This is a genomic window from Streptomyces sp. NPDC048353 (assembly GCF_055587165.1).
Map to the genome: position 1 here is coordinate 840554 of NZ_JBVJGU010000002.1, position 14342 is coordinate 854895.

Sequence of the window (14342 nt, forward strand, 5' to 3'; positions counted from 1 at the left end):
GATGCGGGATAATGACCTGGAAGCAATGTGTTCGATGCCGGTGACGCATGCTCCTCGACAGGAGCCGTCGGCTGAGATGAGCTGGTTTCAGGAAGGGGAACGAGCATGGCGGCCATGAAGCCGCGGACGGGCGACGGCCCGCTCGAGGTGACCAAGGAGGGGCGGGGCATCGTCATGCGCGTTCCGCTCGAAGGCGGCGGTCGGCTTGTCGTCGAGCTGACCCCGGACGAGGCCGAAGCCCTCGGCGACGCCCTGAAGCAGGTAGTCGGCTGACGCGATAACGCCAGGATTTCCCGCCTCTGCCCCGGCCCGGTACCCACCGCGCCGGGGCAGAGGCGTGTCTGCCCGGGCCCCGCACCCGCGGGCCGCGCACCGCCCGCGGGGGCGGATCAGCCCCGGCGCACCGCGCACAGCAGGCCGTCCCCGACCGGCAGCAGCGTCGGCAGCAGCTCCTGGCTCTCCCGTACCGCCCGCAGCAGCTCCCGCACCCGCAGCACCTCCGACGGCTGAGCCGCCGAGTCGACCGTGCGGCCGTCCGCGAAGACGCCCTCGAAGCAGACCAGACCCCCCGGTCGCAGCAGGCGCAACGATTCAGCGAGATAGTCCAGGCTCTCCAGCCGGTCGCCGTCGCAGAAGACGAGGTCGTATCCGCCGTCCGCCAGCCGGGGCAGGACCTCCAGGGCGCGCCCGGGGATGAACCGCGCCCGGTTCCCCGCGAAACCGGCCGCGCGGAACGCCGTCTTCGCGAACTGCTGGCGCTCCGGATCCATGTCGACCGTGGTCAGTACCCCGTCCGGCCGCATCCCGTGCAACAGATAGATACCGGACACGCCCGTGCCCGTACCGATCTCCGCCACCGCCTTGGCGTCCGCCGTGGCCGCCAGCAGGCGCAGCGCGGCGCCGGTGCCCGGTGACACCGAGGGGAGCGCTGTCTCCCGGGCCCGCTCACGGGCCCAGCGCAGCGCTTCGTCCTCGGCGACAAAGGCGTCGGCGAACGCCCAGCTCGTCTGCCGGTTGGCGGTAATGGCCCTCTCCTGTCCCCTTAGTTGGCGCAACGGTGACTGTATCCGCTGCGTACGGGAACCCGCAGATGGGACCGGGCGTTCCTAGAGGGTGAGGACGCGGACGGGACGGCCGGCGAGCCGTCCCCAAATTCGCGTAAAGATTCTTATCCGGAGCTAACGGGCGAGGTGGCTATGGTAGGGGCTCCACTGGACACCACCAGAGCCGACAGGGGAGGTGCGGCTGCGCCTGGGGACCGGGGAGGAGTGCTTCGGCGTCTTCTCAGGTCGGCGGGTGAGCCGAAATCCGTGACCGACACCGCTGACCGTTTCCACACCGCCGACGCCGCACCCACCACCGCGACCTTCGCATCGGATGCGGAATCGCAGGCGTGGACTCCGCCCACATGGGAGGAGATCGTCAGCACGCACAGTGCCCGGGTCTATCGCCTCGCCTACCGGCTGACCGGCAACCAGCACGACGCCGAGGACCTCACCCAGGAGGTCTTCGTCCGCGTCTTCCGTTCCCTGTCGACGTACACGCCGGGCACCTTCGAGGGCTGGCTGCACCGCATCACCACCAACCTCTTCCTCGACATGGTCCGCCGCAAGCAGCGGATCCGCTTCGACGCGCTCGCCGACGACGCCGCCGAGCGGCTGCCCAGCCGCGAGCCGTCGCCGCAGCAGGTGTTCAACGACACCCACTTCGACGCCGACGTTCAGCAGGCCCTGGACACCCTCGCGCCCGAGTTCCGGGCCGCGGTCGTCCTCTGCGACATCGAAGGACTCTCGTACGAGGAGATCGCCGCCACCCTCGGCGTGAAGCTCGGCACCGTGCGCAGCCGCATCCACCGCGGCCGCTCGCACCTCCGCAAGGCGCTGAAGCACCGCTCGCCCGAGGCCCGGGCGGAGCGCGCGCTGGCCGCCGTCGGCTGGGAGGGCGGGACGGCGTGAGCGGTTCTCGTCCTGTCGGCCCGACCCCCGCGGAGCAGCATCTCGGGGACCGGCTCGCCGCGCTCGTCGACGGCGAACTGGGCCACGACGCCCGCGAGCGGGTCCTCGCGCACCTCGCGACCTGCGCCAAGTGCAAGGCCGAGGCCGACGCCCAGCGCAGGCTGAAGAGCGTCTTCGCCTCCACGGCCCCGCCACCGCCCTCCGCCGGGCTGCTCGCCCGGCTCCAAGGGCTGCCCGGGGGACCGGGCGACCCCGGGGGTGACGACCGCAGGGGCGGAGGCTTCGACGACCTCTTCGACCTGGGCGGGACCGGTTCCGGCGGCGGTATCGCCGGGATGAGGTCCGCCGGCTTCGCCACCGCCGCGCCCGTCTCCCCGCGTTCCGGCTTCCGCATCCACGAGGTCGGCCCGCGTGCCGAGCACGACCGTTCCCCCTGGCGCGGCCGGCGCTTCGGCATCGCCGCGGCCAGCGCGGTCTCCTTCGCCGCCATCGCCCTCGGCGGCGCCCTGCCGCTGGAGGCGTCGGTGAACGCCGGTGCGCGCGGCGCGGGCACGGGAAACAACGTCACCCCGCAGCGGACCGCCGCCACCGGCGTCGGCGGCACGGGCACCGGCACCGCGGTCGGTACGAACGCGAGCACGGCACCCGGCCGTGGAGCCCGCTCCGGCGAGCGGCCCACCCCCGCCACGGCGGCCGCGCCCGGCGGAGCGATCTCGGCGCCCGGCACGATCGTGGCCGGACCGCTGGTTCCCGGCGGCGACGCGGCCGACGGCACCTCGGCGCCCGTGATGCCCCTGCGGCTCCAGGCGCCGGCCACGCAGTCCCTGCTCGCGCTCTCGCCGTTCATACGCCCCACGGGGCCCGCCCTCCGGCTGGCCTTCGCGCCGGGGCCGCTCCCGGCCGCCGGCCCGACGGTGACCCCGCCCGCGCCCCACCAGGCGGCCCCCGGCCCGACCGCGACCCCGCTCACCGCACACCGCTGAGCCCGGACCTGGTTGAATCCAGGCAGGGGCGCCCTTCGCCAGGGGGCGCGGACAGGTCAGCTGTTGCGGGGAGAGCATGGACGACGGGAAGCCCACCGGCCAGAAGCCGAAGTGGTGGAGCCGGCCTACGAGCACGGCGGACACGCCGGTGACGGCGCCGGAGCCACCGGTCGCGGACGAGGGTGACTTCACCCTCGCCGCGCCCACCCCCACGGACGCGCCCGCACCCCCGGCGACGGCCCCGCCCACCCCGGACCAGCGCCCGGCGGACCCACTGACGCGGCCCGAGGCCCCGTCGCCGGCCCCGGAGCAGCAGCCGGCGGACCTGCTGACCAAGCACGAGAGCCAGGCGCCCTCCGACGCCCCGGCTGCCGGGCCGGAGCAGCGGCCCGCCGGCCTGCTGACCAAGCACGAGGCCCCGGCGCCCTCCGACGCCCCGGCCGCCGGGCCGGAGCAGCGGCCCGCGGACCCGTCACCGGCTCCGGAGCAGCGGCCCGCCGATCTGCTGACCACGCACGAGGCCCAGCCGCCTTCCGACGCCCCGGCCGCCGGGCCGGAGCAACGGCCCGCGGACCCGTCACCGGCCCCGGAGCAGCGGCCCGCCGGCCTGCTGACCAAGCACGAGGCCCCGGCGCCCACCGACGCCCCGGCCGCCGACGCGCACGTGCCGCGGCAGAGTCCTGCGCAGGTGCCGCCTCCTCCGCAGCCCGAGCCGCGGCCGCTGCACGAGCCCGACGAGTACCGCACCCCGCCCTACGGCGGGCCCGGGCCCTGGGCGCCCGCCCCGCCCGTACAGCGGCCGGCTCCCGCGCCGGGAGCGCACGCCGCCGCGCCCGCCCCGGTGCCGGAGGCCGCGCCGCCGACCGTGCCGCAGGCGATGCCGGCCCCCGCACCCGGCGGGCCCGTACCGCCGCCGCCGGCCGCGCCCGCCGCGGGGCAGTGGGTGCAGTACGACCCCTGGTCCTCGCCCGGCGCGGCCGCTTCCGTCGCGACCGGCGGCAAGCGCGGCTCCCGGCGGGCGCTCGGGCTGGTCGGCGCGCTCGTCCTGGCCCTGACCACCGGCGTCCTGGGCGGCGCGGTCGGCGCCTACGTCGAGCGCAACGGCGGCATCTCCACCATCGAGCTGCCCCAGGCAGGCCCCGAGGACTCCGGACGCGCCCCCGACAGCGTCGCCGGGATCGCCGCCAGCGCCCTGCCCAGCGTGGTCACCCTGCACGTCAACGGCGCCGGCTCCTCGGGCACCGGCACCGGCTTCGTCCTGGACACCAAGGGCCACATCCTCACCAACAACCACGTCGTCGACTCGGCCACCTCCGCCGGGGACATCTCGGTCACCTTCAGCAGCGGCGAGACCGCCCGCGCCCGGCTCGTCGGCAAGGACAGCGGCTACGACCTCGCCGTCGTCCAGGTCACCGGCGTCTCCGGCCTCAAGCCGCTGCCCCTCGGCAACTCCGACAACGTCCGCGTCGGCGACCCGGTCGTCGCCATCGGCGCCCCCTTCGACCTCCAGAACACCGTCACCTCCGGCATCATCAGCGCCAAGGAGCGGCCCATCACGGCCGGCGGCGAGAAGGGCGACGGCAGCGACGTCAGCTATGTCGACGCGCTGCAGACCGACGCGCCGATAAACCCCGGCAACTCCGGCGGCCCGCTGGTCGACTCCAAGGCCCGTGTCATCGGCATCAACAGCGCCATCCGCGCCGCCGGCGACGGCACGAGCGGCGAGGGCGGCGGCCAGTCCGGTTCCATCGGCCTCGGCTTCGCCATCCCGATCAACCAGGGCAAGCGCGTCGCCGAGGAGCTCATCAACACCGGCAAGGCCAGCCACCCCGTCATCGGCGTCAGCCTCGACATGCAGTTCAGCGGCGACGGCGCCCGCGTCGGCGACAAGGGCAAGGACGGCTCCGCGTCCGTCACCCCCGGCGGTCCGGCCGCCAAGGCGGGCATCCGCCCCGGCGACGTCATCACCAAGGTCGACGGCCAGCGGGTCCACAACGGCGAGGAGCTGATCGTGAAGATCCGCGCCCACCGCCCGGGCGACCGGCTGGAGCTCACCCTGCTGCGCGGAGGCAAAGAGCAGACCAAGACGTTGACGCTCGGCTCCTCGCAGGGCACCTGAGCGTCATGTGGCAGACGCCGCACGGTACCCGCCCGGCAGTTCGGGCGGGTACCGTGGAGCGGGCCCCGGACCCTGTGTAAGGAGCGGCAAGGTGTTCAACGACCTCGGCATACTCGAGCTGGTGGCGCTCGTGGTCCTCGCCGTGCTCATCTTCGGACCGGACAAGCTGCCGAAGGTCATCCAGGACGTCTCGCGCTTCATCCGCAAGGTCCGCGACTTCTCCGAGAGCGCGAAGCAGGACATCCGCACGGAGCTGGGGCCGGAGTTCAAGGACTTCGAGTTCGAGGACCTCAACCCCAAGACCTTCCTCCGCAAGCAGCTGGAGGACAGCGAGGACTTCAAGGAGCTCAAGGACCTGCGCGGCAGCTTCGATCTCAAGAAGGAGATGAACGACGTCGCCGACGCGGTCCACGGCCGTGAGCAGACGTCGTCGGCGGCCTCCTCCGTCGCCGCCTCCTCCGTCCCCGCGGCGGTCAACGGCTCGGCCGACGCGCTGACCAAGAAGCAGGACAAGCCGGACACGGTCGAGCGACCTCCGTACGACTCCGACGCGACCTGACACAACCTGGTGCAAGCCGGTCGCTATCCTCCATCTGTTGTCCGCCGACGCGGACACGACGGATCGAGGAGGCGGCCGAGATGGAGACCACGAGTCGGGTGGAGGGTATGCCCGCGGCCCGGCGCACGGCCGAGGGCTATCAGCGCGCGCACTTCGCCTGGTACGGCCTTGACGACGCGTTCACCGGTGACCGGTGGCTGATGCAGGTCGGCACGGCGGCGGACGGGAGCGTTCAGCACGGGGCGATGGGCCACGGCGACGAGCCGTCGATAAAGTCCGACGCGAGTGTGCCCGAGAAGGAGCGCTTCGCGGTCGTCGTCACGGTCGCCGCGAGCCCCGTGCGCCGCACGGGTGACGGTACGGGCGTGCTGGACGCGACCACGGTCTCCTCCGCCGCCTGGCTGGCCGGCTCGGGGCTCCTGGCGTACACCTGGCCCGCCCAGCTGGACCACACGCTCCGCGACGACTGGCTGGACCAGCAGACGGAGACGGCCTTCGAGCTGGCGGACGACCTCGACGGGCCGGAGTGGTCCTCGCTGTCGCTGCCGGTGGACGGGGTCCCGATGCCGTTCCACTACCGGGAGTCCGAGTTCGGATGGGTCCTGGCGGGCGAGACCCGCGCCGGGGTGCACATCGGCGCGTACGGGCGCGGCATGAGCGCCTACGGGCTCGGCTTCGCCGCGGTGGCGGACCTCGGCGCCTACCGCTGACGGCCCGCCGTCCGGAGGCGTACGCGCGCCCCGCCGTCCGGAGGCGTACGCGCGCGCCGGGCGTTCCGGGCCCGACGGGACTCTCGCAAGGGCGTCCTGACGGTACCGGGAGGGCGTGAGAAAGGGCGCCGCTCGTCACGAGTGGCGCCCTTCTCCGGTCCGGAAGGACCCTCAGAACTTGTTGCGCGGGGTGATGCCGAGGCTCATGCCCGAGAGGCCGCGCGCACGGCCGCCCAGCTTGCCCGCGATCGAGCGCAGCGCCGCGCCGGCCGGGGACTCCGGGTTGGTCAGGACGACCGGCCTGCCGTCGTCGCCGCCCTCGCGCAGCCGGACGTCGATCGGGATGGAGCCGAGGACCGGAACCGTCGCGCCGGTCGTCTTCGTCAGACCGTCGGCGACCTTCTGGCCCCCGCCGGTGCCGAAGACGTCCACCATCTCGTCGCAGTGCGGGCACGGCAGGCCCGCCATGTTCTCGACCACGCCGACGATCTTCTGGTGCGTCTGCACCGCGATCGAGCCGGCCCGCTCGGCCACCTCGGCCGCGGCCTGCTGCGGGGTCGTGACGACGAGGATCTCGGCGTTCGGCACGAGCTGCGCCACCGAGATCGCGATGTCGCCGGTGCCCGGCGGCAGGTCGAGCAGGAGGACGTCCAGGTCGCCCCAGTAGACGTCCGCGAGGAACTGCTGCAGCGCGCGGTGCAGCATCGGGCCCCGCCACACCACCGGGGCGTTGCCCGGAGTGAACATGCCGATGGAGATGACCTTCACGCCGTTCGCGGACGGCGGCATGATCATGTTCTCGACCTGGGTCGGACGGCCGTCCGCGCCCAGCATGCGGGGCACCGAGTGGCCGTAGATGTCGGCGTCCACGACACCGACCTTCAGCCCGTCGGCGGCCATCGCCGCGGCCAGGTTCACGGTCACGGAGGACTTGCCGACACCGCCCTTGCCGGAGGCGACGGCGTAGACCCGGGTCAGCGAACCGGGCTTGGCGAAGGGCACCTCACGCTCGGCCGTCGTCCCCCGCAGGGCCGCGGCCAGCTCCTTGCGCTGCTCGTCGCTCATCACGTCCAGCGTGACGTCGACGCCCGTCACACCCTCCACCCGGGAGACGGCGTCGGTGACGCGCTGCGTGATCGTGTCACGCATCGGACAGCCGGAGACGGTGAGGTAGACCGTGACGGCGACCCTGCCGTCGGCTCCGATCTCCACCGACTTGACCATGCCGAGTTCGGTGATCGGTTTGTTGATCTCGGGGTCGTTCACCGTCGCCAGCGCTTCGCGCACCGCGTCTTCCGTAGCCATACGGACGATGGTACGGCGCCGACACCCGGGCCCGGAAAGACTTGTCAGCGGTCGGGTACGTCACTTCGGTGATCGCCGCCCGGAGGGAATAGATCCCGGTGCTCCCGGTGACCCTCCCGGTGACCCTCCCGGCGGTCGTCCATCTCCTTGATCAGATCCTGGAGCTCCGACCGGATCCAGTCGCGCGTGGCCACCTCGCCCAGGCCCATCCGCAGCGCCGCGACCTCCCGCGTCAGGTACTCCGTGTCCGCGATCGACCGCTCGTTCTGCTTCCGGTCCTGTTCGAGGTTGACCCGGTCACGGTCGTCCTGCCGGTTCTGCGCGAGCAGGATCAGCGGGGCCGCGTACGACGCCTGCAGCGACAGCGCGAGCGTCAGGAAGATGAACGGATACTCGTCGAACTTCAGCGGGGCCGGCGCGAAGATGTTCCACAGCACCCAGACGATGATCGTCAGGGTCATCCAGACCAGGAAGCGTCCCGTGCCCAGGAAGCGGGCGATCCGCTCGGAGAGCCGCCCGAAGGCCTCGGGGTCGTACTCCGGCAGCAGCCGGGACCGCCGCTCGCGCGGCAGGTCGAGCCGGATCCGGGGCATCGACCGCTCCCGGTCCCGCTCCCGTTCCCGGTCGCGTTCCCGGTCCCGGTCCTGCGTCCGCTCAGCCGCCATGACCTCGCCCCTCGTCGTGGAACTCCGTCTCCCGCCAGTCCTCCGGCAGCAGGTGGTCGAGTACGTCGTCGACGGTGACCGCGCCGAGCAGGGACCCGCTCTCGTCCACCACCGGCGCGGCGACCATGTTGTAGGCCGCGAGGTAGCTGGTCACGGCGGGCAGCGCGGTGCCCGGCGAGAGCGGTGGAAGATCACTGTCCACCAGCGAACTGACCAGCGTGAACGGCGGATCCCGCAGCAGCCGCTGGAAGTGCACCATGCCGAGGTACTTACCCGTCGGCGTCTCGTCCGGCGGCCGGCAGACGTACACCTGCGCCGCGAGCGCCGGGGACAGGTCCTGCTGCCGTACGCGGGCCAGGGCGTCCGCGACGGTGGCGTCCGGCCGCAGCACGATCGGCTCCGTCGTCATCAGACCGCCCGCGGTCCGCTCCTCGTACGCCAGGAGCCGGCGCACGTCGGCGGCGTCGTCCGGCCGCATCAGGGTGAGCAGCCGCTCCTTGTCCTCCTCGGGCAGCTCGGACAGCAGGTCGGCCGCGTCGTCCGGGTCCATCGCCTCCAGGACGTCCGCGGCCCGCTCCTCCTTCAGCTTGCCGAGGATCTCGATCTGGTCGTCCTCCGGCAGCTCCTCCAGGACGTCGGCCAGCCGGTCGTCGTCGAGCGCTGCGGCCACCTCGGCGCGCCGCTTGGGGGAGAGGTGGTGCAGTACGTTCGCCAGGTCGGCCGGGCGCAGCCGCTCGAAGGTGGCGACCAGGTTCTCGGCGCCCTGCCCCTCCTCCTCCAGGGAGAAGCCGGTCACCGCCGACCACTCCACGGTCAGCGTCTCGCCCTTGCGGCGCAGCGCCCCCGCCTTGCCGCGCCGCACGAAGACCTTGTCGATCTCCCAGTCGCGGCGGGCCGGCAGCTGCTGGATGGCCACGTCGAGCACCGTGACCTCCTCGCCGCTCTCCACCAGGCTCACCCGCCGGTCCAGCAGCTCGCCCAGGACGAGCCGCTCGGTGGGACGCTGCTCGAACCGCCGCATGTTCACCACGCCCGTGGTGATGACCTGGCCCGACTCGACGCCCGTGATCCGCGTCATCGGCACGAAGACCCGGCGGCGGCTCAGCACCTCGACGACCATGCCGAGGAGGCGCGGCGGGCGGCGGCCCACCCGCAGGATGACCACGAGGTCCCGGACGCGGCCCACCTGGTCGCCGTTGGGATCGAAGACGGGCACGCCGGCGATGTGGGAGACGAAGATCCGGGGGGCGCCTGCCGCCATGCCACGCGCCTCCTCGGTGCCGCACGATTCGGGTCGGTCCCGTGTCGATGCTGATCCATGCCTGATTCAGGCTAGCCCGTGCCCTTACGGCGCGCCCCGGCAGCGCCCCCGTACGGCTGCCTGCGGTGGGGGCCCACCTGCCGGGTACGCTGCGGACTGCTCCATTCCCCTCCCGCTCCGACACGAGAGGCAGCGCAGGTGGCCGCTCTCCCTCCGACATCGCGTATTCGCAGGGCCGTCCTGCCCGTGGCGCTCGGCGCCGGGCTGACGGCGGTGCTCGCCGGCTGCGCCGCGGACCCGGACGAGGGGACGAACGGAGTCGGGAAGCTCTCGGCCTCCGCCATCGAGGAGAAGGCCCAGTCGGCGGCGGACGCGGCCAGATCGGTACGGCTGGCCGGGACGCTGGTCAGCAAGGGCGGTACGTACAAGCTCAACATGCGGCTCAAGCAGGACGGCGCGAGCGGCTCCGTGACCACGAAGAACAGCACCTTCGAGCTGCTGCGGGTCGGCGAGGCGCTCTATCTGAAGGCCGACGCCGGGTTCTGGGAGCCCGACGACAAGCCGTCCGGGACGCCGAGCGGCCCGGCCGGCGAGGACGCGGACGGGGACGCGGACGGCTCCGACGGGGACTCCGACAGCGACGCGGCCGACAAGCTCGACGACAAGTACGTCAAGGTCCCGCAGGACGACCCCGCGTACAAACAGCTGCGCGGCTTCACCGACATGGACCTGCTCCTCGACGGGCTCATCGGGCTGCACGGGGACGTCGTCAAGGGCGACCGCGACAAGATCGGCGGCCTGCGGACGGTCAAGGTCAAGGGCGGCGAGGACGGCGAGGGCGGCACGCTGGACGTCTCGCTGGACGGCGTCCCGTTCCCGCTGCAGTTCGCGCGGGGCGGCGGCGCGGGCGTGGTGGTGCTCTCCGAGTGGGACAAGGACTTCCCGCTGGAGGAGCCGGCGCCCGGCCAGACCGTGGACTACGGCAGGCAACTGCCGAGGACCTGACGGCCCGCCGCCGTCAGCGCTTGCGGCGCTTGAGCAGCAGGCGGGGGAGCCCGGCCGGGACGGGGCGGCGGGTCGTCGCCTCCGACGGCAGCGGAGCGGCCGCGAGGGAACCGTCGGGCAGCTCCGTCGTGGAGGCCAGCGGCGTCAGCCGCAGCACCCGGCACTCCCGCGCCCAACGCCCCGGCATCGCCTCGCCGTCGGTGGCGTTCAGGCGCTTGCCCTTCAGCTCGGCGACCGCCGCGTCCCACTCCTCGGTGCCGGGGGCCAGCTCGCTCACCGCCGCCGTCCAGGCGACGATCCGGCCGCCCTTGTCCTTGCTGCGGACGGTCACCTCGGCGGTGGAGCCGGCCACCAGACCGGGCAGCGGCTGCTCGCCGGGGCCGTCGCCCACGACGTGCGCCGCGCCCTCGTGCCACACGTGCCACAGGGCCCGCGCGGCGGCCGGCGCGTCGCCCCGTACCCAGATGAGGCCGGACTTCTTGGTGGCCTCCTCGACGAGCGCGGGGCCGAGCGGCGTACTAGTCATGGCGGGAAGCCTACCGAGCACCGGTCACCGGACCCGCGCCGCAGACGGGCTAGAGCCAGCCGTTGCGCTTCAGGGTGCGGTGGATGGTGAAACAGATGGCCGTGATGCCGAGGAGCACCATGGGGTAGCCGTACCGCCAGTGCAGCTCCGGCATGTGGTCGAAGTTCATGCCGTACACCCCGCAGACCGCCGTCGGGACGGCCACGATCGCCGCCCAGGACGTGATCTTGCGCATGTCCTCGTTCTGCGCGACGGTCGCCTGCGCCAGATTGGCCTGGAGGATGGAGTTGAGCAGGTCGTCGAAGCCGACGACCTGCTCCTGGACGCGCGCCAGGTGGTCGGCGACGTCACGGAAGTACTTCTGGATGTCCGGGTCGACCAGCCGCATCGGGCGCTCGCTCAGCAGCTGCATCGGACGCTGGAGCGGGGTGACGGCCCGCTTGAACTCCAGTACCTCACGCTTGAGCTGATAGATCCGGCCGGTGTCGGCACCGCGCGTGGAGCCCTTGGCGGGCGGCGAGAAGACGTCGATCTCGATCTGGTCGATGTCGAGCTCGACGGCGTCGGCGACCGCGATGTAGCCGTCGACGACGTGGTCGGCGATGGCGTGCAGCACGGCCGAGGGACCCTTGCAGAGCAGCTCGGGCTCGCCCTGGAGGCGATGGCGGAGGTTGCGCAGCGAACCCTGACCGCCGTGCCGGACGGTGATGACGAAGTCCGGGCCGGTGAAGCACATCACCTCGCCGGTCTCGACGACCTCGCTGGTGGCGGTGAGAGCCGCGTGTTCCACGTAGTGGATGGTCTTGAAGACCGTGAAGAGGGTGTCGTCGTACCGCTCCAGCTTGGGCCGCTGGTGGGCGTGGACGGCGTCCTCGACGGCGAGCGGGTGGAGCCCGAACTCCGCGGCGATACCGGCGAATTCGGCCTCGGTCGGCTCGTGCAGCCCGATCCAGGCGAACCCCCCGCCCTCCCGCACCTGGCTCATCGCGCCGCGCGGGGTCAGGCAGTCCAGGTCGTCCACCCGGCTTCCGTCGCGGTAGACGGCGCAGTCCACGACGGCGCTGGAGGCGGACGGGTCGCGGGTCGAGTCGTAGGCCGCGTAGGGGGTGCTGGTCTTGCGCAGGGAGGGCCGCAGGGACGGGCGGACCGCGGCACGCAGGTCACGGATCATCGACATCTGGCATGCTCCTTCACGTCGGAGCCGCCGGCGAGGCGTGGCACAGCCCGGAATGGGGGCGTGGACCTGATGTCCTACGTCCGCAAAGCGGGCGGCACCGCTGCGTCGCGGTGACGGCGTTCGCTACAGACAGGCAAAGGCGAAGTGCTCTTCCGTCGTGCGCGATGCCGGGGGGCCGGGCCGCGTAACGGGCCTTGGATCACCGGAAACGGGAGATACGCACCGGGCTCGGGTGCGGGGCGGAAGAGCGTTTGGTACTGCCCGATCGACTTCGATCCACCGCAGCCCCACCTCCTCCAGCCGGTCCCCCTTGGGGGATGACGTGTGACGTGTAGTCGGGAGTCCCGACCAGCGGCCAAGACTATCAGCCGACAGAGGGTCAATCCCGTCCCCTGCCCATTCCATACGCGCTTTATGCTCGCCGCATGGGACAAGTTCTTGCTCTGGTCGAGGCCCGTTTGCGTACGGCGCTCGGCGAACCGGACGCGCGGGCCGCCGTGACCTTCCTCGGCACGGACCGGATCGAGGTGCTCCGGTTCCTCGACGGAGACGTGGTCCGGTATGCCACGCTCGGCATGTCGGCCCAGCCGATGGCCGACCCGACGGCGGCGCTCGCCGACCCGGTGAAGGGCCCGCGCGCGGAGCTCGTCCTGACGGTACGGGCAGGGCTCGCCGACACCGACAAGGTGCTGCGCCCGCTCGCGGTCCTCGCCTCGGCCCCGCAGGTCGAAGGGGTGATCGTGGCCGCGGGCGCCTCGCTCGACGTCGGTGAACCCCTGTGGCCGGGAGCCCCGTTCAGCTCGGTGCTCGTCGCCGAGTCCGGCGGCCTGGTGGAGGACCTGGAGCTGGACGAGCCGATGGATCCGGTCCGGTTCCTCCCGCTGCTGCCCATGACGTCCAACGAGGCGGCCTGGAAGCGGGTCCACGGGGCGAAGGCCCTGGAGGAGCGCTGGCTGACGCACGGCACGGACCTGCGCGATCCACTGCGCACGTCGGTCCGGCTGGACTGACCGGACCCCGACCGTCCGCCGCTGCCGGCGGGCATCCGCTCCGCCCGGCCCCTCTCCCGCCCGGCCCCTCGTCCGTCCGGCCCGGCGGAATCGGTGCCCGGCCCGGGCGTGTCGTGGCGTGTCGCGGCGCGGCGGGGAGCCGGCGCGCCCGTCACTCTCGGAATCCCGCCCCTCCAGACGGGTGATCGTCCTTGACGTGGACGCGGTGGGGTAGGACCGTTGGGCTCTATGAGGGGCGAACCCAGTTGCCCGAAGTGCGGTGGCCGGGTCAGGGCGCCCGGACTTTTTGCCGACTCCTGGCAGTGCGACACGCACGGCTCGGTGCACCCGCTGCAACCCGTGATCCCGCCCAGCGTCGAAGCCCTCGGCGTCGTCGTGCACCGTGCGGAGGTGCCGGTGTGGATGCCGTGGCCCCTCCCGGTCGGCTGGCTCTTCACCGGCGTCGCGTACGCCGGGGACGACCGCAGCGGCGGACGCGCGACGGCGGTCGCCTGCTCGGGACCCGGGCCGCTCGGCGGACTGGGTGAGCTGCTGCTGATCGCCGAGGAACTCGGCGTCGGCCTCGGCGCGCGGTACGCCGGCATCGACGGACCCGACCCCGGCCCCGGCATGGCCATCGACAAACCCGCCCAGACGAAGGTCCTCGCCGCCGGCCGCCCGACCCCGCTCTGGCACGTCAACGGCTGCCCGGAGGACCGCGCGGTGTTCGCGGGGGAGGCGCGGGGGCTCTGGCTGTGGGCGATCGTCTGGCCCGAGCAGTCGGGACTGCTGATGTACGACGAGCTGGTGCTGACGGACCTGCGCGACGCGGGAGCCGAAGTGGAACTCCTGCCGTGCGGGGCGCTGACACCGCGCCTACTGAGATGACCGGCCGGCGGGCAAGCGTCGTGGCTCACTGATTCGCCGCGCGCAACCCGCGGGTTCCGCGCGTACCGCCACCGGGTCACCGCTCGCGGGCGGCCGGGGGGTTACGGCGTGTGCGGGGTCGTGCGGTCCGTGTGCGGGCGGGCGTGCGGGCGGTCCGTGTGGCGGGCGGGGTCCGGGGCCCGGGGTGTTCGATTCGCCCG

General features: G+C 72.9%; 15 protein-coding genes. 9 read left to right on the forward strand and 6 right to left on the reverse strand.

Features of this window, described 5'->3' with window-relative positions:
* Positions 1–105 precede the first annotated feature (105 nt).
* The gene (locus ACZ6RC_RS09235; RefSeq protein ID WP_006346801.1) at positions 106–273 is read left to right on the forward strand and encodes a DUF3117 domain-containing protein; all 168 of its coding nucleotides are present in this window, start codon (positions 106–108) and stop codon (positions 271–273) included.
* A gap of 116 nt (positions 274–389) precedes the next feature.
* On the opposite strand, the gene ACZ6RC_RS09240 is transcribed toward ACZ6RC_RS09235, so the two are convergent.
* The gene (locus ACZ6RC_RS09240; RefSeq protein WP_391139372.1) at positions 390–1055 is read right to left on the reverse strand and encodes an O-methyltransferase; all 666 of its coding nucleotides are present in this window, start codon (positions 1053–1055) and stop codon (positions 390–392) included.
* Between the two features lie 141 nt (positions 1056–1196).
* Here ACZ6RC_RS09240 and sigE point away from each other — a divergent pair, with 141 nt between their 5' ends.
* The 5 genes from sigE to ACZ6RC_RS09265 all read left to right on the forward strand — a co-directional run bounded on the left by sigE (position 1197) and on the right by ACZ6RC_RS09265 (position 6326).
* Positions 1197–1955: an RNA polymerase sigma factor SigE gene (gene sigE / locus ACZ6RC_RS09245; protein WP_453613531.1), complete on the forward strand. Its 759-nt coding sequence runs from the start codon at positions 1197–1199 to the stop codon at positions 1953–1955.
* Positions 1952–2938, forward strand: a complete 987-nt coding sequence (locus ACZ6RC_RS09250; RefSeq protein WP_469580336.1) for an anti-sigma factor family protein — start codon at positions 1952–1954, stop codon at positions 2936–2938. The genes sigE and ACZ6RC_RS09250 overlap by 4 nt, the downstream gene beginning before the upstream one ends.
* Before the next feature lie 76 nt (positions 2939–3014).
* Entirely contained in the window at positions 3015–5057 is a 2043-nt protein-coding gene (locus tag ACZ6RC_RS09255; protein ID WP_469580339.1) for a S1C family serine protease, read from the forward strand.
* Between the two features lie 91 nt (positions 5058–5148).
* Positions 5149–5616 (forward strand): sec-independent translocase, encoded by a 468-nt coding sequence (locus ACZ6RC_RS09260; protein WP_391139368.1) that lies wholly within the window; start codon positions 5149–5151, stop codon positions 5614–5616.
* Between the two features lie 80 nt (positions 5617–5696).
* Positions 5697–6326 (forward strand): hypothetical protein, encoded by a 630-nt coding sequence (locus ACZ6RC_RS09265; protein WP_391139367.1) that lies wholly within the window; start codon positions 5697–5699, stop codon positions 6324–6326.
* Between the two features lie 171 nt (positions 6327–6497).
* On the opposite strand, the gene ACZ6RC_RS09270 is transcribed toward ACZ6RC_RS09265, so the two are convergent.
* The 3 genes from ACZ6RC_RS09270 to ACZ6RC_RS09280 are packed head-to-tail and all read right to left on the reverse strand — an operon-like array spanning position 6498 to position 9557.
* Positions 6498–7631: an Mrp/NBP35 family ATP-binding protein gene (locus tag ACZ6RC_RS09270; RefSeq protein ID WP_391139366.1), complete on the reverse strand. Its 1134-nt coding sequence runs from the start codon at positions 7629–7631 to the stop codon at positions 6498–6500.
* A gap of 44 nt (positions 7632–7675) precedes the next feature.
* A complete protein-coding gene (locus ACZ6RC_RS09275) occupies positions 7676–8296 on the reverse strand; it encodes a DUF1003 domain-containing protein (RefSeq protein ID WP_469580343.1) in 621 nt (206 codons plus the stop codon).
* Positions 8286–9557 (reverse strand): magnesium transporter MgtE N-terminal domain-containing protein, encoded by a 1272-nt coding sequence (locus ACZ6RC_RS09280; RefSeq protein ID WP_391139364.1) that lies wholly within the window; start codon positions 9555–9557, stop codon positions 8286–8288. The genes ACZ6RC_RS09275 and ACZ6RC_RS09280 overlap by 11 nt, the downstream gene beginning before the upstream one ends.
* 198 nt (positions 9558–9755) lie before the next feature.
* Here ACZ6RC_RS09280 and ACZ6RC_RS09285 point away from each other — a divergent pair, with 198 nt between their 5' ends.
* Positions 9756–10562, forward strand: coding sequence for a hypothetical protein (locus ACZ6RC_RS09285; protein ID WP_469580346.1), 807 nt, complete (start codon positions 9756–9758; stop codon positions 10560–10562).
* A gap of 13 nt (positions 10563–10575) precedes the next feature.
* On the opposite strand, the gene ACZ6RC_RS09290 is transcribed toward ACZ6RC_RS09285, so the two are convergent.
* Positions 10576–11088, reverse strand: a complete 513-nt coding sequence (locus tag ACZ6RC_RS09290; protein WP_469580348.1) for a hypothetical protein — start codon at positions 11086–11088, stop codon at positions 10576–10578.
* 49 nt (positions 11089–11137) lie between these two features.
* Positions 11138–12265: a magnesium and cobalt transport protein CorA gene (locus ACZ6RC_RS09295; RefSeq protein WP_469580351.1), complete on the reverse strand. Its 1128-nt coding sequence runs from the start codon at positions 12263–12265 to the stop codon at positions 11138–11140.
* Between the two features lie 425 nt (positions 12266–12690).
* Here ACZ6RC_RS09295 and ACZ6RC_RS09300 point away from each other — a divergent pair, with 425 nt between their 5' ends.
* Together ACZ6RC_RS09300 and ACZ6RC_RS09305 are read left to right on the forward strand one after the other, a co-directional pair.
* A complete protein-coding gene (locus ACZ6RC_RS09300; RefSeq protein ID WP_469580354.1) occupies positions 12691–13275 on the forward strand; it encodes a suppressor of fused domain protein in 585 nt (194 codons plus the stop codon).
* A 228-nt stretch (positions 13276–13503) separates the two neighbouring features.
* Positions 13504–14142 carry a DUF6758 family protein gene (locus ACZ6RC_RS09305; protein WP_391139359.1) on the forward strand — a complete coding sequence of 213 codons (639 nt, stop codon included), beginning with the start codon at positions 13504–13506 and terminating at the stop codon, positions 14140–14142.
* Positions 14143–14342 lie beyond the last annotated feature (200 nt).

What these genes read in the sequence shown, in the direction of transcription:
- ACZ6RC_RS09235 (WP_006346801.1), top strand. Translation starts at nt 106, where the DNA reads ATGGCGGCCATGAAGCCGCGGACGGGCGACGGCCCGCTCGAGGTGACC.
- sigE (WP_453613531.1), top strand. Translation starts at nt 1,197, where the DNA reads ATGGTAGGGGCTCCACTGGACACCACCAGAGCCGACAGGGGAGGTGCG.
- ACZ6RC_RS09255 (WP_469580339.1), top strand. Translation starts at nt 3,015, where the DNA reads ATGGACGACGGGAAGCCCACCGGCCAGAAGCCGAAGTGGTGGAGCCGG.
- ACZ6RC_RS09265 (WP_391139367.1), top strand. Translation starts at nt 5,697, where the DNA reads ATGGAGACCACGAGTCGGGTGGAGGGTATGCCCGCGGCCCGGCGCACG.
- ACZ6RC_RS09270 (WP_391139366.1), bottom strand. Translation starts at nt 7,631, where the DNA reads ATGGCTACGGAAGACGCGGTGCGCGAAGCGCTGGCGACGGTGAACGAC.
- ACZ6RC_RS09275 (WP_469580343.1), bottom strand. Translation starts at nt 8,296, where the DNA reads ATGGCGGCTGAGCGGACGCAGGACCGGGACCGGGAACGCGACCGGGAA.
- ACZ6RC_RS09280 (WP_391139364.1), bottom strand. Translation starts at nt 9,557, where the DNA reads ATGGCGGCAGGCGCCCCCCGGATCTTCGTCTCCCACATCGCCGGCGTG.
- ACZ6RC_RS09290 (WP_469580348.1), bottom strand. Translation starts at nt 11,088, where the DNA reads ATGACTAGTACGCCGCTCGGCCCCGCGCTCGTCGAGGAGGCCACCAAG.
- ACZ6RC_RS09295 (WP_469580351.1), bottom strand. Translation starts at nt 12,265, where the DNA reads ATGTCGATGATCCGTGACCTGCGTGCCGCGGTCCGCCCGTCCCTGCGG.
- ACZ6RC_RS09300 (WP_469580354.1), top strand. Translation starts at nt 12,691, where the DNA reads ATGGGACAAGTTCTTGCTCTGGTCGAGGCCCGTTTGCGTACGGCGCTC.
- ACZ6RC_RS09305 (WP_391139359.1), top strand. Translation starts at nt 13,504, where the DNA reads ATGAGGGGCGAACCCAGTTGCCCGAAGTGCGGTGGCCGGGTCAGGGCG.